This is a genomic window from Dapis brunnea BLCC-M229 (genome assembly GCF_050015995.1).
In the GTDB taxonomy this organism is placed as follows: Bacteria; Cyanobacteriota; Cyanobacteriia; order Cyanobacteriales; family Microcoleaceae; genus Trichodesmium.
Window position 1 is genome coordinate 1 of the sequence record NZ_JBNHEP010000104.1, and the last position, 16,454, is coordinate 16,454.

Genomic DNA, 16,454 nt, shown 5'->3' on the forward strand with positions numbered 1-16,454 from the left:
TGATAACTTCTTTCCTCTGAAGCTAATACACCATTTTAAGCTTGACACGGCACTAGGTACAATTATATTAGTGGCGATCACGACAATTTTTAGGGTGCAACGTTTGCTGAAATGGTATCAGACTACTAGTGATAACAAGCAAAAGGCATGGTTCGGGTTATTAGTAACTCACATTTCGCACGTCAATTTGTAACATTAAAAGTAGTATAAAAATCGGTAACTGGCTAGGTATTGATACTATATAAATCATTTTCATTGACCTTTCTCCTGAGTCAGATTCTCAGGAAAATATTAAGTATTTATGCTTAATTATTTTCTCTTAACTCCTGTAGGGGAGAATGGCCATTCGCTCCTACAACTCCTAACTCCTTATTTTTTAGACTACGTTTTGAAGTGCGGAATTTAGGTTATCAATACCTGCTGCAATAGGGAGGCTTGAAATGGTGAGACTTGATACTTTATTTTTTTTGTCAGATAAAATCTTTGATACAGAAATTGATGTATAGCATTACTTTTGGGAAATAGTATTAGAGATTAAGCGACCGCTTACCTTCTTAAGTTGAGGAGCGATCGCTAATTTTAAATTTCCTAACCTAATTAAAAAGGAAATTATGGGTAAATTTAATCTACCCTTTCTAATTGCCAGAGAAGTTAAACTAAGCAATTCTATCACCAGAACTGCTCGTCTTCAGAACCGGACGTGAGACTTTCACCTCATCCGGCTCCTCAGTGATTAGGCCCTAATTAAAAGAGTACCTCCACTGCTATTATTAGCAGTTTTTACATCATAGTAATGTCCATAAATTGCAGCCAGCACTTTGTTTTTTTACCTTTTGAGTTGAACATTAAGTGCCTTTTCTTTGCTCGAATAAATCCAGTCTGCGTGTCTCAATAATCTAAATTGACTGCTATTGTTGCCACTACAGGAAAATTCCCTCTTGTTTTCCCCTATAGTTTGCCAATACTTTTGGCAAATCCAACGATTATTTTTATTGGGGTGTCTTCTTTTTGCCCAACCCCAGATTTTTTGGAATATTAAATTATCCAAATCCTGGAATATTTTCTTATTCACCACTACTGAGTAATAGTTTACCCAATTTTTAATCAAAGGGTTAAGTTTTCTGATTAAGGCAACTTGTGACGCAGACTTATGTTGATCTATCACCTCAGCGATTTGATAATAATGACTCCTGATACTCTCTACGCTTGGTTTAATATTGGTTTTAAAACCTAGCTTACTTTGGTTTTTACTCACCTCATATTGTTTGATATTGAATCCCAAGAAATCAAATCCAGGTTTTTCTTCACCACATATATACAGTGTGTGATAAATTCTGATTTGACTTGGTTTTAATGCCAAACATAACTCAGATAAAGATTCTGTAATTATATCTTGGCATTTTTGAACTACCTCAATATCTTCGTGAGCGATCGCCAAGTTACCTCCATAACGAATCAAACTTAAACCTTGAAATTTTTCATTAAGTATTTCAGGGTAATGTTTGATTTGTTTTTCTATACCATGGAAAGCTATATTTGTCAGTAGTGGAAAAATTACTTCCTCTGCTAAGAACAAATTTTTTCTATCCATCAGACCATCGTTTAACCAAACTCGGATTTGTTTGCGTAAGGTGGGATAGATATCTAATGTGCTTAATAGTTGTTCATAGTCGAGACAGTCAAAGCATTTAATTATATCAGCTTTAAGTAAATATTTAGGCTGAAGCTTGACACAATTAATAATTGCTTCTATGGCATCCTGACATGATTTCCCCGGTCCAAACCCGTAACAATAAGGTTCAAACTTTGCTTCCCATTGGTTTTCTAGAGCTATCTTGACAAGTATTTGCAAGGCACGGTCTTGAACAGTGCTTCTTATAGGTTTAACTTTGCGATTTAGTTTTAATCTTTTAGCCAAGGCAAAACATTTTTCTGGAGACAAAGATTTAATACCACCAACTCCTATTGTTTTATCGCCCTGGTTATTTTGAATAACCCTACGCACCGCCAATAACTTCCCATACCAGGATTTTATCAATGTTTTTTGGAGCTTACGAACTGCAATAACATCACCACGTTGAGAGGCTCTGTAGATTCTTTTCTGTAACTTGAAGACCCGACGCTCAACTTTTGACCAGTTAATCTCCCGCCACTCCTTCCATTCCCCCGTAGTCTTTAAACTCGTATTAGACATCTATATTACTTACTCAAACTCTACATTCCAAATCACCGTGTGTCCGTCTGCATATCCCATTACATTAACTAAAGGCTTTTGCTTCTGACACAATCCCTCCCAATCAAACATACGGTTAGCACCTACTCGATCAGTTATCAGTTATCAGTTATCAGTTATCAATTATCAGTACCTCTTGCTTTTAGATAGAGGCTTATGAAACTCTCAGGTCTCTCAAATATAGTCAAAAGAAGAATTTAACTTCTGACTCCTGACTCGGTCCTCCTGACTCGGTCCTCCTGACTCCTGACTCCTGATTGCTATTCAAGAGTTTTTCATGGGTTACTTCGTTCCAAATGACCTTATTTATATACCTTTAGGATGATGCTTTGCGCCGGGTTTACGGGAAGTGCTTGTTAGTCGAACCAAATCTCGCTAACTCCCTATCCTTTGCCTTTTGGCTCCAGTGTCACAGCTTATTTCACTGGCTGAACGTGACGACGCTTCACTCACATCTTCGCACTATAGCTATCCAATGGGTATTTTGCTCAATGGGAACCAACTTAAGCTGCTAGTTTTACCACATTTTCACCCCGCTTTACGGATTGATGGCTAGTCGCTACCGTAGGGGTGATGCTGTCAACCCTGCACCTGGGCGGGAGGAATCTCACCTCCAAGGTCATTTAGTTATAAGGCTAATGGCCTTACTCTGCTCACATCTTGGCACTATGACCCTAACTTTTAGCAGAAACGAATCGCACTTTGGTTCCCTTCACGACGGACTCTAGATACAACCCAGTTGCGCCATACCCAATGATCTCCACGGCTAGTAACTGCACTAGCGTTGATATCCATTAAGTCTGCCAGCTCTGAGCTAGTGATTAGATAGCCTTTACTGGCCACTTCATCAGCTATGTGTAAGGTTTCAATTAAGTTACGCAGTTGCCCAACTCTCTGCTCCCTGGGCATATTTTCCAGTAATTCGTTGTTTGTGTCATTCATAGTAATTTTCAGATTATGTTTCAGATACTACGGCTTATGATTCTATCGTTTTATCACCAATCTTGCTTAATTACTTTTGTATATTATGGGCTAACTCTGGTTGAGAATTGCCGTTAGAGGTGAAAGATTGTTTTATTCTCATACATTTTTTTAAGCTTAAGACTGGTTTGGATAGAGTATAAAATTATGTCTATAAATGCAAGATGATTGTTCCTTCAAATTTATAAATATTGAGATGAGTGGTATAGATTTTTATTTCTATATATCCCAGAACTTTATTTTGTTGTAAGTATGTCCACATTTTTCAACTACCACACACTATATCGAAGATTAATGTGGGCTTAATTTTGCCGTCCACCGCAATTCTGCAAACCTGGAAAGACCTACAACTTTGGTTTTATTTGCACATATTCTCTACAGGTCTTGAAAGTAAAAGGAGATTTGGGGTTTATTTCTTAGTTTTGCTAACCACAGTTAAAATGCTTGATTTGGATGGGGACTGCACTCAACAATTTTATTCAAAAAAGTATAGTTATACTAAAATCGTCTGGAAAACTATTAATTCATATATTTTTGAGCTGCCGCCCTACCTAGTACCTAGTAATAAATTTAATATGAAAATATTTTATAAAATTGATATTACTTTGAACGATGGAGAGTAAAAACTAAGTAGGTAGCTATAATTAAATCATAACTTACGCAAAGACACTATATATAGTAGATATTGTGAATTAAAACTATAACGTTTTAGTATATGTAGCGTTTAGAACTAAAGCTTTGAGTAGTATAAAATCAGGTAGTATCAGTATGAAATCGGCTTTGTATTAAATTTTTCACTATACTAATATCTATATTTCTATCAACCTGATTTCTTATAACATTCCAATACTACCGGATTTTATATAAGTCCTATACAAAAAATTTTAGGAGCGGGTTTAACGGAAAGCTTTGACGTAAGCACGATTTAGTTCTCACTCACTCGCCCTCTAATACCTATCCTTTACCCATAAGTCTTAGAAGTATTGTAGTGGTCTGTCAAGATTGATGTGAGGGATAGGCTATTAAATTTTCTCCCTTGTTTACTTTCCTCCCTTGTCTTCCTTGCCTTGTCTGAACCCATCATTTTAAAATTGACAAACCAGTAGGGTGGGGAGTGTGGCTTACAAGGGTATGTTTTTTACCTTTGATGTAAAAGAAGTGTGGAGAGTGTGAGTAGATTTTTTGAGTAGCTAACCAGAGAAATCAAATGGCACTCATTGCATTATTCACTTTTAGCCACCTCTGTCCTACATTTGAGAAATTGCTGGTTTCTCTTCATTTCCCTACCAGACCCCTCTCCCTTGTCTCCCGTATCCTGTAAGGAATTCAACAGATGTGGGTAAAGCATAGCTCTAATACCAGGTGTAATGAATTTGACATCTCCAGAGGTTGAAACACCCTGGATTCTCTAGTAAATCTACCGCTTAGGGGATAAATCCACATTTGCTTAAAGCCTATCAACAGACTTCTAGACTCCTCGGTATAGATCATTATCTAGCTGTGAGCTTACATTTCAGAGTGGTTTTACTCACGTTGGTTAGAGCAATCTTCTCACTGCTCTAGCTGCATTACTTGCTTTGAGCCATCGTAGGAAATTAAGTCTCCTTATACTGTCCGCCGGAATCTCACCGTACTAGCTAAAGGTCATGGCGACAAACCTTGTTTTTAGTTGTAATTTATTATCATAACATACCTTTGCTCCGCTTTATTACCCGCGTGTCGTTATTCAACCAGCCGTTAAAACGGGCTGGCTAAATTCATCCCGTCGTTTTTAGGTTTGCTACGAATCTCTGTTGCCTTTTGCCTTCTGAAACTGGTGTCTATAACTAGAGTTTTGTAACATTTTTTTTTCAAAATGATATTATATTATATTTATCTATAATCACCTACTTATCTGCTAAGTACCTGAAAAAAATTAATACAGAGATTTGCTTTAGAGAAGTTTTTACATGGATAGATTTACTCAAGACAGGCAAGAAAAAAAATGAATATAGCCGATAACTGAATGTACAAATAATTTTGTCCACCTATTTATTTAAACAGTTAGAAGTTTAATATTTTACTAATGATTTAGGATTACTATATGAGCTAAAATAACAAAAATCAAGTCACATAGCAGAAATTTCGTAGCAATTTTTGGCAACAATAATTTCTGTGGCACATTTTACTGATAAATTAGGGAAACTATGGTGAAATTCCGAGGCTGTGCGGCAACTGTAAATCGATAAAAATAGCAAACTAGAAAAAATTAATAACTGCTTGCTAATCAAAAGAATCGATGAGCCAGAACACCTAATTGTCAGTTGTAAACCCTAATTTCCTGCCTGACACGGGAAAAGTAGAATTAATGAAATACTTCAATCAAAACCCAAAAATTCAAACACAAGAAATCCTAAATTCAACTATAGAAAAAAGCAATGCATCTACAGAAGAGAACTTACAGCCATTACCCCTACAAAGACCTTTATTGTTGATAGGTCATGGTACAAGAGATGCTGAAGGAAAACAAACTTTCTTAGACTTTGTTGCAGCTTATCAAAATTTAGATAAATCTCGACCTGTAATACCTTGTTTTTTGGAATTAACAGGACCCACTATTCAAGAAGGAGTAGATAAATGTGTGGAACAAGGTTATACAGAATTATCTGCTTTGCCAATTTTGTTATTTGCAGCTCGCCATAATAAATTTGATATTACTAATGAATTAGACCGAGCAAGGCAACGACATCCTCAAATAAAATTCTATTACGGGCGACATTTTGGCATTACTCCAAAAATTCTAGAATTGTGGCGCTCTCGTCTCAAAGAATTAGACAAAACTAATTTTAACTGTTCTGAAACTGTTTTATTATTTGTTGGGCGAGGTTCGAGCGACCCTGATGCTAATGGAGATGTTTATAAATTAGCTCGAATGTTATGGGAAGGTAGTAATTATTTAACAGTTGAAACCTGTTTTATTGGCATTACTCATCCACGTTTAGAGGAAGGTTTTCGGCGAGCAAGGTTATATCAACCGCAGCGAATTATTGTTTTACCATACTTTTTATTTACTGGAGTTTTGGTCAATAAAATATTTGATATTACTGCCCAACAACAAGAACAATATCCAGATATTTCTATGACTTGTTTGCCAGAAATGGGAGTGCATCCAACATTATTGGAATTATTGCGAGAAAGAGAAATAGAGACACAGTTAGGAGAAGTAAAAATGAACTGTGAAATGTGTAAGTTTCGGTTAGCTGCTGTTAATAATAAGGAATATTCTCACAGTCATCACGACCATTCTCACTCACATCATCATCATAGTCACGACCATAATCATTCTGTAGTTGACCCCTACGCTGAACCAGAACAATATCATCAACGTATTTGGCAAGTTCCATAATAATCTTCCAGAAATGTCAAAAGTAAAAACTAAGATAAGATTTACTGAAAAATCTAACTAATAATTTGCTGTGGTTTTAATAAGAGGAATATTAAGCTTAATCTTTGAATAAAGGCTTTAATGTTATTCTTAATAAACTCAATAGTTATTTTGTTGGTAAAAAGGGGATACTTGGAAGAAATTATGGAGTTTTCTAGCAAAAAAAAAGTTCCTGAAATTCCTTTACCTCATTTGATAAAAAGTCAAACTAATTAATCAAGGATATATTGTCAAAACCTACATTCCGCACTTCAAAATGTATTATAAAAAAGGAGTCAGGAGTCAGAATTCAGGAATAAATCATAGTGGTAACTGAATAAATCAACAATTAAGTAAGCATTTATACTTAATATTTCCTCAGAATTTGACTCTTGAGAAAGGTCAATGAAGATGATTTACATAGTATAAATATCTAGCAAGTTATCGATTTTAATACTACTTTTAATGTTACAACTTGACGTGGGGAATGTGGGTCAAAAAAATGACTACAGGAGATTTAATCATACAGGGAAATAAACTCAAACGTGAGGGAAAATTAGATGAAGCAATCGCTCTCTATATACAAGCTATAGAATTAAATCCCGGTTTTGCTTTTACCTATTATGAATTAGGAGATGGTCTGGAAAAACAAGGTTATTTTGCCAAAGCTAGTATTGAGTATGAAAAAGCTATTGAACTCAATCCTAATGTAGATTTTTTTCATCAGAGTCTGGAAACAATTAAAAGTAGGAAACTTGAGCAAAGTCTTGATGTTACTTCCAATCAAATTAACTCGGATTTTGTGGTTGTGGGAATTTCCATGATTAAAAATGAGGAAGACATTTTAGAAACTTTTATTCGCCATAATTTGAACTATCTTGACTTTTTAGTATTAGCTGATAATGGTTCTACACATAATAGTAGAAAAATAATTAATAAACTTATTCAAGAAAGTCTCAACCTCTGTGTGATTGATGACGATAAAATGGCTTATACTCAAACTGATAAAATGACAAATCTCTACAGAAGAGTAGCTACATCATTCTTTCCAGAATTTATTGTTCCAATTGATGCAGATGAATTAATTCAGTCACCATCACAAGAATAATTTATTAATTCACTTTCAGCCATCCCTAAAAATGGAATAGATCTTTATCCTTGGAAAACCTATATTCCTGAACCTACTAACACAAGTCATTTACTATCAAATTTTAAATACAGAAGAAAAAAAGGGCGTTGCATATTTACGGGATGAATTGTAGGTTTGGAGAAAGAGGAAGCACAAGAAGGATTACCTTTTCTGGAAAGATTTATCCCTTGATTCAGCAATGCCAAAAAAAGAAAATCCACAGTATTTTAAAATCATTCTCAGAACTAGCAGTAGTGTTAATTATCAACTTAACATCAATCAAGGTATTCATGGAGTAACAAGCAAAAATGGCTATATTCCTAGTGTTGAATTATCAGATATTTGTCTATATCACTTTCCTATCAGAAGTTTTAATCAGCTTTTCAAAAAAATTTTACTAGGGTGGTTGGGTGTGTTAGAAAGATTTAAAAGTAGAGATTCTAAAAGAGAATGTTATCAATAGTATGACCTATATATAAAAATTATGCCAGGAGAAAAGTTTTGTGGCTCAGACTTGACATATATAGCTCTTAACTATGCACAGGAAGTGTATGGTCAAAAATCTCAAATTATTTCCGAGATGCTAGAAATAGAAATACCCGATGATGTATATCCTTCTTTTACTAAATAACTGACTAGATATAATCATGGGATAACTTTAATCTGCGGCAAAAAATTTGTTTTTATCCATCAACACTATCTAATCTAAGCAATGATTCAGGAATTAGAAGATTTAAAAAACAGTATTTTAGAGCAACGCTATGAAGATGCTCTAACTTTAATATATGAATTATACCAATTACTAAAAGTAATGCTACGCTTCAGCTATACTTCAAAAGTTAAATATTTACCAAGATTGAAAGCCTGTTAAAGACAATTATTAATCGGTTAATATTGATTGTTCGTACTTTTACTCATCCACCACCCCCCACACAGACGACACTCCTCCACCCAATTAGATATAGCATTATTTTTGATAAATGGTATTAGATGGGATGAGTCGGCAAACAAAAATTAACGCCATTGAATCTTTTGTAATTAGGATGTTAATACATCTAATAAAAAATCAATTAGAGCAGAGGTTAACAAATTCTTGGGCAGCTTCCATTCGTGGTTCATTAATTGAAATTAAAAAAATAAATCTTTAGGATAATCGAAAATCTTATTACATTAAGCAAGACCAATGGCAAACCATCTTAGAAGAAGCGATAGAAGTTGCAATTAGTGATGCTAGTCTAGAGATATTTGATGGAACCTATTCACCTTTTCAACTTTTAGATATGGTCGATCAAAATCAAGTAATAAAAATAGCTCAAAATTTACTAGATTTACTAGCACTCAGTTATAACTACTCTAAAAAAGAATTACCTACAGTAATTAATAATTTTTTGACTGAGTTGCCTCGTAGAGAAAATTGGAGACTAGGAAAATAATCATGTAGACATCTCCAAAAATTAATAAGCCTTATTCTCAAATCCTTATCAATTTTCTATAAAATATTTCTACATTTTCTTTCACCACAGATCTACGATACTTTTCAGGATGATAAGATAGATAAGGCGTTAATTTTATACAATCTATATTACCTCTTTTCTATCGCCTGTTGGCTGCTTCCCCAAAATTTTGTAACTTATCAAGTTGCAAATTTATGTATAAAATGGTGAGTAAATTTTACTATATTTACCATAGGTCTAAATCAGTCAATATTTACTCACCTCACTACGTTACTAATTTAAAATATAACCCTATTTCTCATTATTTTCTGCTTTAGTTTTTGTAGACTTCCTCGACCGAGTAGACTTTTTAGTTGAAGCTTTAGCCTGCAAAAGTTCTAAAGCTTGCTCCAAAGTCATATCTTCTACTGCTTTATCTTTGGGCAAAGAAGCATTTACCTTACCATGTTTTACATAAGGTCCATACCGACCATCATAAATACCCACTGGCTCACCATCTTCAGGATGTTTACCCAAATCTTTCAGTGGAGGTGTCGCTTTAGCACTACCTCGTCTTGATTTTTTAGGTTGAGCTAATAGCTCCAAAGCACGTTCCAAAGTAATAGTCAAAACATCATCCCCAGCTTTTAAAGAACGATAATCTTTACCACCCTCCTTACCCTGGTCGTGAACAACGTAGGGACCAAAACGTCCTAAATTAGTTTGAATCTTACAACCAGTTTCTGGGTGAGTCCCCAAGGTACGAGGTAGAGATAATAACCCAACTGCCATATCTAAAGTCACATCTTCCATATTCACACCCTTTGGCAGTGAGCTTCGCTTTGGTTTCTTCTTACTACCCTCAGACTCATCACCCAACTGCACATAAGGACCGTAACGACCAGTCATTATATAGATAGGTTTATCTTCTTCTGGATGAATTCCTAACTCCTCGGGACCTTCTGTTTTTTGCTTAAGAATTTTCTCTATTTGTTCTGGGTCTAAGTCTGAAGGAGTTAAATCTTCAGGAATAGAAGCTTTAAGTACACCTTCACCATTTTCTGCCTCAATATAAGCGCCAAACTTACCAATACAGATACGATAGCTCATCTCTGAATCAGCATCCAAATTATCTAATTCAATAGTACGGGCTAACTTGGGGTCAATATGCTCTTCCTGTTCCTTAATTTGAGTATCCAGTCCACTTTCTCCAGAATAAAATTCTCGTAGATATGGCAACCATTGAGCTTCACCCGTAGAAATATCATCCAAAGTCTGTTCCATACGAGCGGTAAACTTAACATCGACAAATTCAGGAAAGTGCTTTTCTAATAGACTTGTCACCCCAAACGCAGTAAAAGTTGGAACCAAAGCATTACTCTGAAGTTTGGCATAACCACGGTCAACAATAGTACCAATAACACTAGCGTAGGTACTCGGACGACCAATACCTTCACTTTCTAGAGTTTTAACCAAAGATGCTTCGGTAAATCTAGCAGGTGGCTGAGTTTCATGCCCAACTACTTCTATTTCTGTGCAAGTAGGATGGTCGCCCTGTTTTAGAGGAGGCAATGGTACTTCTTGGTTTTCCAAAGCTGCTTCTGGGTCATCAGACCCTTCAACATAAGCCCGGAGGAACCCAGGAAAATCTATACGTTTACCATTAGAACGAAAACCCGCATCTTCTACTTGCAAGTTAACTGTAATATTGGTTTGACGAGAGTCAGCCATTTGACAAGCTACTGTCCGTTTCCAGATTAAGTCGTAAAGAGCAAATTCTTGATCCTTCAATCCTGTTTCCTGAGGCGTGCGGAAAGTTTGACCTGCAGGACGAATAGCTTCGTGAGCTTCCTGAGCACCTTTACTTTTAGTAGTGTATTGCCTAGGTTGAGGACTCAGATATTCTGCACCGTACATTTTTTCTACACAACTCCTAGCAGCAGCGATCGCCTCATCGGACAAATGAACCGAGTCTGTCCGCATATAGGTAATAAAACCCTGTTCATATAAACTTTGGGCAGTCCGCATAGTTTGCCTAGCACCCATTCGTAGTTTGCGGTTAGCTTCCTGTTGTAAAGTAGAAGTAGTGAAAGGTGGAGATGGTTTACGTTTAACAGCTCGTTCTTCAACACTATTAACAATCCAAGGTTTATCCTCAAGTCTTTCCTTTAGAGCTTCTGCTTGAGCTTCATCCAATAAAACAACATTACGACCCTCAGCTATTTTTCCTGTATTTTCATCAAAGTCACTACCCGTAGCAACTTTTGTTCCTCCAAGAGTAACAAGTTTAGATTCAAAGGGAGTTTTTTCCTGTTCTAAACTAGCCTTTAAATCCCAATAACCCCCCTGTTTAAAAGCCTGACGTTGACGTTCTCGGTTAACCAACAGTCGAACTGCTACTGATTGTACCCTACCTGCGGAAAGACCCCAGGCAATTTTTTTCCAGAGTACAGGAGAGAGAGTATAACCATAGAGGCGATCTAAAATACGACGAGTTTCTTGTGCCCTAACTAACTGCTCATCTATATTACGACAATTTTCAATCGCCTTGCGGATAGCTTCTGGAGTAATTTCATGAAATACCATCCGCTTAGTAGGGACTTTCGGTTTTAGTAGTTGTAATAAATGCCAACTTATGCTTTCCCCTTCCCGGTCTTCATCTGTGGCCAGAACTAATTCATCAGCTTCTTTCAGAGCATCTTTAAGTTCTTTAACGGTTTTCTTTTTATCTTTAGGGACAACATAGACAGGTTCAAAATCTGATTCTACGTTTACGCCTAGATGTGCCCACTTTTCTCCTTTGTATTTTTCTGGTATTTCCTCAGCAGAAGGTGGTAGGTCACGCACATGACCCATGGATGCCTCCACGCGGTAGTCGGAGGGTAAATAGTTGCGAATAGTACGGGCTTTAGTAGGAGATTCAACAATGACAAGAGTTGACATGAGACCTTATATTGGGATATTAAGAACTGGGATTTTTGTATGCTAGTATGCACCTATGAGCAATGGGGCAAAGGGGGAGAGTTTTATTTTTTGCTTTGGTTTAGCTTTACAGGATAGATTTTTTTGTTCCACGCTATCTTAATCTTTTGTGTCTGCCAAAATCTATGTTTAATGGACATGAACTTTTTAGTTATCCTTATTAAAATTTGCTAGCATAATCAATCTTTAATGTCAATAGTATGGAGATATTGTTGCTCAAATCTTATCTCCACGAATACATCCATGGAGATAAGATTTGAGTAGGACTACTTTAACTATTTATAGTCTCCTTTAACTATTTATAGTCTCCAGTTCTCTTTTTTAGATTATCTTTATCTTTACTTGATTAAAAATCTCTAAGTATTTTATTCACATAAAAATTTCAACTATCTATCTAAAATCTGAATTTTCCACTTGTAATATCATGCTGGGATAATAATTGGTAATAGAACTCCATTCTGCTTAAGCATTTCATGTCGCACAGCGAAAGCGTTAACGCGCGTTGTGCGCCAGCTAAACACAAAACTTTCTCCTCGTTATATAGCAGTCGAAGTAAAGATTAGGACATTTATAAATGCTTAAACGAACGTCAGGGATTACTTTTAACTTTTGACTTTTGACTTTTGACTTGCGCGTAGCGCTATACCTTTTTTCTACCTTCTCTTTACTCCTGAATTCTTACTACTAACTTCTCTCTAATTATTTTTATAACGATTTAACCAGAAATGGTATGAATTATGGTTTGTAAATCATACAAGTTTGGTGTATTGTTTAGTCAATAATCTCATAATATTAAGAATATTTATTATGGCTGTTGATATTATTGACTATGAAATTAAAGGAGAATCTCTACAATTAGTAGAAATTGAACTTGACCCTGAAGAAGGAGTTAGAGCAGAAGCAGGAGCAATGACCTATATGGAACAAGGCATTGAAATGCAAACTACTACTGGTGGTGGTGCTTGGAAAGGTTTTAAGCGAATGTTGACTGGGGAAAGTTTTATGATTACCACTTTTTTCAATCAAGGTACAGGTAAAGCTAGAGTTGCTTTTGCTGCTCCCTATCCAGGTCAAGTTATTCCTTTAAATTTAACTGAATTAGGTGGGGAATTTTTGTGCCAATCTAGTTCTTTTCTTTGTGCTGCTAATGGTATTGATATTGAAATTGCTTTTACTAAAAAAGTAGGTGCTGGTTTTTTTGGTGGAGAAGGTTTTATCCTGCAAAAATTACATGGAAATGGTTTAGCTTTTGTTCATGCTGGTGGTACAATTATAGAAAAAAATTTAGCTGAAGGAGAAGAATTACGAGTAGAAACTGGTGCGGTTGTTGGTTTTTCTAACTCAATAAAATATGATATTGAAATGGTAGGTGGTTTGAAAAATATTGTATTTGGTGGAGAGGGTTTATTTTTAACTAAACTCATAGGTCCTGGTTTAGTTTATATACAAAGTTTACCTCTTTCAACTCTGGCTCGAAAAATTGTTGCTGCTGCTCCTGTCAGCAGTTAATTCCTTGAAATTATAAATTAAATATCTTTTCTGCTAGGAAAAAGAGTTGTTATCTAAATGTTGCCAGAAGAACCGCATCATAATCTTTGATTTAATGTCGGGAGAATGTCAAATAACAAAATTAATTACTATTGAAATTAAGATTCAATTATATGAATAAAATACATTTTTTTGCTACTTATGATGGGATAAGGAGATTTATAAGTAGCATAATTTTTTTTCTATTATACCAGCTTCAAAATTTAATAGTCAGTAGTGACTAGCTAGAAGTTAGAGAGAACAAAGGTATCAAGTAATGAAGCGGGATATAGTCCCTTAATCAGTTATGATTAAAATTCAGTAATTAAATTTCATTGGGAAGCTCTGCAAAACGGCCATTTTACAAAAAATAAGATTGTTAGGACTTACGCAGAGACCATGTATGTAGCGCTAAAAACTATAACGTTATAGTTTTTGAACTCTATATATAGTACCTTTGCGTAAGTCCTGATTGTTTGAGTAATTCCCCCATTACTTAAGAAATATATGACCGTACAAATATTCAACAAAACCTTAAATCTTCAAAATCTCCAAACTCTAATAGTATCTATACTATTACTAATTGTGGCCACTATTGTGCCAGTATCATCTGTATTCGCAACTGGAGTTTATCAAATGCCCAATTTAACGGCGGGCGATCGCACATTTATTGTTGATGATGCAGATGTTCTTAGTCGGGTGACTAAGAGTAAACTGAAAAATTCTTTAGAAAATTTGGCCAATACTACAGGAAATGAAGTTAGATTTGTGACTATCCGTCGCCTAGATTATGGTGAGACGGCAGATAGTTTTACGGAAAAGTTATTTGACAAATGGTTCCCCACTCCAGAAGCAAAAGCTAATCAAACTTTATTGGTACTAGATACTCTCACAAATAATGATGCAATTCGCATCGGTGATGCAGTTCAAGAAATTATGTCTGATGAAATTACTCAGAGTGTAGTTGACGAAACTATTCAAGTACCTGTTAGAGATGGGAACAAATACAATGAGGCTTTTTTGGCAGCTAGCGATCGCCTGACTGCTGTATTATCTGGAGAAGCTGACCCTGGTCCACCAGAAGTTAAGGATGAGCTTTCAGCACAAGTAGCAGCTACTTTTAAATCAGCAGAAGAAACTGACGATCAAAGTGCAACTATTTTGGTGGTTGTATTGCTAGTCGTTGCTACAGTTGTGCCGATGGTTACTTATTTCTGGTATCAAGGCTTTTCTGGATAAAAATTAAGGAGAATGGTTGGAGTATATTTTCTTGCCATTCTCCTTATTCAATTAATCTTGAATATATTCTTTGCCAGTTAATAAAGCTGTTTCAGCACGCAAAAATTCCCTTCCTAAATAAGCAGCATGATCTAACATTGTTACTAGACAGGGGTAGGTTTCTTCAAAAATTTTGACAGACATTTCTTTGGCAGTTCTGGCAGTAAATGTTGTGGTTTCTTGACGTTCTACTTTTCCTTTTGCTGGAATAGGTTTTCCTGTTTCTGGATCGATAGCTAAACCACGGTCATCAATGATATTAGTGAAGTGTTTTGCACAAATTAAGCTTGCTTCTCGGTCAATAAAAATAATGAAGTAACCACCTGGGTCAAGGTCTATCTGACGTTTAGAAAGCTTTTTATCAATGGTGGTTATGTCTTCAAATGTTAGATTCATAGTTCAAATTTAAAATTACCTGTATTTTATTCTACATTTTTATCTAAATTTCGGCACAATACCACTACCATAGCCCAGTCTTTTTATCGAGATAAATGCCGACCAGTATGATAACAAAGCTCATCAATAATATTAGTGAAGTGTTTTGCACAAATTAAGCTTGCTTCTCGGTCAATAAAAATAATGAAGTAACCACCTGGGTCAAGGTCTATCTGACGTTTAGAAAGCTTTTTATCAATGGTGGTTATGTCTTCAAATGTTAGATTCATAGTTCAAATTTAAAATTACCTGTATTTTATTCTACATTTTTATCTAAATTTCGGCACAATACCACTACCATAGCCCAGTCTTTTTATCGAGATAAATGCCGACCAGTATGATAACAAAAGCGATCTAATGGTAATAATAAATATTGCTGCGCAGTCAATATTGAGTGGTAGTAATTAGATATTTAAAGGTTTTGATCTTACATATAGCAATATGATTTGAGTTGTGAGATATTGGAGACTTTTAGAGAACAGGGAATAGGAAATAGAGAAGAAGGAAAATATAAATATGATAACCGCTATATTCTTCCTTTTTAAGGAACACCTAAATTCTCACATCTGATTCCTGATTGCTATATATAATAATCAAACTTGAACTAAAAGAAGAGAATATCCAGATTTATCTACACTTTTATATATAAGTAAAGAAAATAGGATTAATTATTAGTTATTAAATAGATAGATTACAGATGTCAGCAAAAATTATCCTCACAATAACTGAAGGCAGTATCAAAGGTCAGCAGTTCATCTTTGAAGAGCGTACTACGTGTGTTATTGGTCGTTCCCATGACTGTTACCCTCAACTACCTAACGATCAAGCTCATCGGACTATTTCCCGATACCACTGTTTATTGGATATTAATCCTCCTGACATCCGTGTGCGTGACTTTGGTAGTAAAAATGGTACTTATGTTAATGGCCAAAAAATTGGGCAGCGCCCAGCAAATCAAACCCCTCTGCAAGCTGCCCATCTAAATTTCCCAGAATATGACTTATAGCGGTTTTCATAAACATAGACTACAATTATAGAAAATAGAAAAACTAA

At 35.4% G+C, this 16,454-nt stretch carries 15 protein-coding genes and 1 pseudogene; 10 read left to right on the forward strand and 6 right to left on the reverse strand.

The window, feature by feature from the left end:
- Nucleotides 1-508: 508 nt before the first annotated feature.
- The 3 genes from ACP6PM_RS12650 to ACP6PM_RS12660 form a co-directional block, all read right to left on the reverse strand.
- Nucleotides 509-664, reverse strand: coding sequence for a hypothetical protein (locus ACP6PM_RS12650; protein WP_426585090.1), 156 nt, complete (start codon nt 662-664; stop codon nt 509-511).
- Between the two features lie 162 nt (nt 665-826).
- Entirely contained in the window at nt 827-2,194 is a 1,368-nt protein-coding gene (locus tag ACP6PM_RS12655; protein WP_426585092.1) for a reverse transcriptase N-terminal domain-containing protein, read from the reverse strand.
- Between the two features lie 720 nt (nt 2,195-2,914).
- Nucleotides 2,915-3,142 (reverse strand): hypothetical protein, encoded by a 228-nt coding sequence (locus ACP6PM_RS12660; RefSeq protein WP_426585094.1) that lies wholly within the window; start codon nt 3,140-3,142, stop codon nt 2,915-2,917.
- A 2,419-nt stretch (nt 3,143-5,561) separates the two neighbouring features.
- On the opposite strand from ACP6PM_RS12660, the gene ACP6PM_RS12665 reads away from it, so the two are divergent.
- The 7 genes from ACP6PM_RS12665 (at nt 5,562) to ACP6PM_RS12695 (ending at nt 9,179) form a co-directional block, all read left to right on the forward strand.
- Entirely contained in the window at nt 5,562-6,599 is a 1,038-nt protein-coding gene (locus ACP6PM_RS12665; RefSeq protein ID WP_426585095.1) for a sirohydrochlorin chelatase, read from the forward strand.
- Between the two features lie 505 nt (nt 6,600-7,104).
- Nucleotides 7,105-7,725: a tetratricopeptide repeat protein gene (locus ACP6PM_RS12670; RefSeq protein WP_426585097.1), complete on the forward strand. Its 621-nt coding sequence runs from the start codon at nt 7,105-7,107 to the stop codon at nt 7,723-7,725.
- A 220-nt stretch (nt 7,726-7,945) separates the two neighbouring features.
- Nucleotides 7,946-8,209, forward strand: a complete 264-nt coding sequence (locus tag ACP6PM_RS12675; RefSeq protein ID WP_426585099.1) for a hypothetical protein — start codon at nt 7,946-7,948, stop codon at nt 8,207-8,209.
- A 21-nt stretch (nt 8,210-8,230) separates the two neighbouring features.
- Complete coding sequence (locus tag ACP6PM_RS12680; protein WP_426585101.1) at nt 8,231-8,377, forward strand: hypothetical protein; 147 nt, start codon at nt 8,231-8,233, stop codon at nt 8,375-8,377.
- Between the two features lie 81 nt (nt 8,378-8,458).
- Nucleotides 8,459-8,617, forward strand: a complete 159-nt coding sequence (locus tag ACP6PM_RS12685; RefSeq protein ID WP_426585102.1) for a hypothetical protein — start codon at nt 8,459-8,461, stop codon at nt 8,615-8,617.
- Between the two features lie 124 nt (nt 8,618-8,741).
- Nucleotides 8,742-8,894 carry a hypothetical protein gene (locus ACP6PM_RS12690; protein WP_426585104.1) on the forward strand — a complete coding sequence of 51 codons (153 nt, stop codon included), beginning with the start codon at nt 8,742-8,744 and terminating at the stop codon, nt 8,892-8,894.
- A 132-nt stretch (nt 8,895-9,026) separates the two neighbouring features.
- Nucleotides 9,027-9,179 carry a hypothetical protein gene (locus ACP6PM_RS12695; protein ID WP_426585106.1) on the forward strand — a complete coding sequence of 51 codons (153 nt, stop codon included), beginning with the start codon at nt 9,027-9,029 and terminating at the stop codon, nt 9,177-9,179.
- A gap of 312 nt (nt 9,180-9,491) precedes the next feature.
- Here ACP6PM_RS12695 and topA read toward each other — a convergent pair whose 3' ends face one another.
- Nucleotides 9,492-12,122 (reverse strand): type I DNA topoisomerase, encoded by a 2,631-nt coding sequence (topA, locus tag ACP6PM_RS12700; protein ID WP_426585108.1) that lies wholly within the window; start codon nt 12,120-12,122, stop codon nt 9,492-9,494.
- Nucleotides 12,123-12,968: 846 nt separating this feature from the next.
- On the opposite strand from topA, the gene ACP6PM_RS12705 reads away from it, so the two are divergent.
- Nucleotides 12,969-13,670 (forward strand): TIGR00266 family protein, encoded by a 702-nt coding sequence (locus ACP6PM_RS12705; protein WP_426585110.1) that lies wholly within the window; start codon nt 12,969-12,971, stop codon nt 13,668-13,670.
- 525 nt (nt 13,671-14,195) lie between these two features.
- Complete coding sequence (psb32, locus tag ACP6PM_RS12710) at nt 14,196-14,927, forward strand: photosystem II repair protein Psb32 (RefSeq protein ID WP_426585111.1); 732 nt, start codon at nt 14,196-14,198, stop codon at nt 14,925-14,927.
- Nucleotides 14,928-14,978: 51 nt separating this feature from the next.
- On the opposite strand, the gene ACP6PM_RS12715 is transcribed toward psb32, so the two are convergent.
- Nucleotides 14,979-15,362, reverse strand: coding sequence for a DUF4346 domain-containing protein (locus ACP6PM_RS12715; RefSeq protein ID WP_426585113.1), 384 nt, complete (start codon nt 15,360-15,362; stop codon nt 14,979-14,981).
- A 119-nt stretch (nt 15,363-15,481) separates the two neighbouring features.
- Nucleotides 15,482-15,631: pseudogene (locus ACP6PM_RS12720) on the reverse strand (DUF4346 domain-containing protein); the annotation flags it as partial.
- A 467-nt stretch (nt 15,632-16,098) separates the two neighbouring features.
- On the opposite strand from ACP6PM_RS12720, the gene ACP6PM_RS12725 reads away from it, so the two are divergent.
- On the forward strand, nt 16,099-16,407 hold the full coding sequence (locus ACP6PM_RS12725; RefSeq protein ID WP_426585115.1) for an FHA domain-containing protein: 309 nt from the start codon (nt 16,099-16,101) through the stop codon (nt 16,405-16,407).
- The last annotated feature ends 47 nt before the right edge of the window (nt 16,408-16,454 follow it).

What these genes read in the sequence shown, in the direction of transcription:
- ACP6PM_RS12655 (WP_426585092.1), bottom strand. Translation starts at nt 2,194, where the DNA reads ATGTCTAATACGAGTTTAAAGACTACGGGGGAATGGAAGGAGTGGCGG.
- ACP6PM_RS12660 (WP_426585094.1), bottom strand. Translation starts at nt 3,142, where the DNA reads ATGCCCAGGGAGCAGAGAGTTGGGCAACTGCGTAACTTAATTGAAACC.
- ACP6PM_RS12665 (WP_426585095.1), top strand. Translation starts at nt 5,562, where the DNA reads ATGAAATACTTCAATCAAAACCCAAAAATTCAAACACAAGAAATCCTA.
- ACP6PM_RS12670 (WP_426585097.1), top strand. Translation starts at nt 7,105, where the DNA reads ATGTGGGTCAAAAAAATGACTACAGGAGATTTAATCATACAGGGAAAT.
- ACP6PM_RS12675 (WP_426585099.1), top strand. Translation starts at nt 7,946, where the DNA reads ATGCCAAAAAAAGAAAATCCACAGTATTTTAAAATCATTCTCAGAACT.
- ACP6PM_RS12680 (WP_426585101.1), top strand. Translation starts at nt 8,231, where the DNA reads ATGCCAGGAGAAAAGTTTTGTGGCTCAGACTTGACATATATAGCTCTT.
- ACP6PM_RS12685 (WP_426585102.1), top strand. Translation starts at nt 8,459, where the DNA reads ATGATTCAGGAATTAGAAGATTTAAAAAACAGTATTTTAGAGCAACGC.
- ACP6PM_RS12690 (WP_426585104.1), top strand. Translation starts at nt 8,742, where the DNA reads ATGAGTCGGCAAACAAAAATTAACGCCATTGAATCTTTTGTAATTAGG.
- ACP6PM_RS12695 (WP_426585106.1), top strand. Translation starts at nt 9,027, where the DNA reads ATGGTCGATCAAAATCAAGTAATAAAAATAGCTCAAAATTTACTAGAT.
- topA (WP_426585108.1), bottom strand. Translation starts at nt 12,122, where the DNA reads ATGTCAACTCTTGTCATTGTTGAATCTCCTACTAAAGCCCGTACTATT.
- ACP6PM_RS12705 (WP_426585110.1), top strand. Translation starts at nt 12,969, where the DNA reads ATGGCTGTTGATATTATTGACTATGAAATTAAAGGAGAATCTCTACAA.
- psb32 (WP_426585111.1), top strand. Translation starts at nt 14,196, where the DNA reads ATGACCGTACAAATATTCAACAAAACCTTAAATCTTCAAAATCTCCAA.
- ACP6PM_RS12715 (WP_426585113.1), bottom strand. Translation starts at nt 15,362, where the DNA reads ATGAATCTAACATTTGAAGACATAACCACCATTGATAAAAAGCTTTCT.
- ACP6PM_RS12725 (WP_426585115.1), top strand. Translation starts at nt 16,099, where the DNA reads ATGTCAGCAAAAATTATCCTCACAATAACTGAAGGCAGTATCAAAGGT.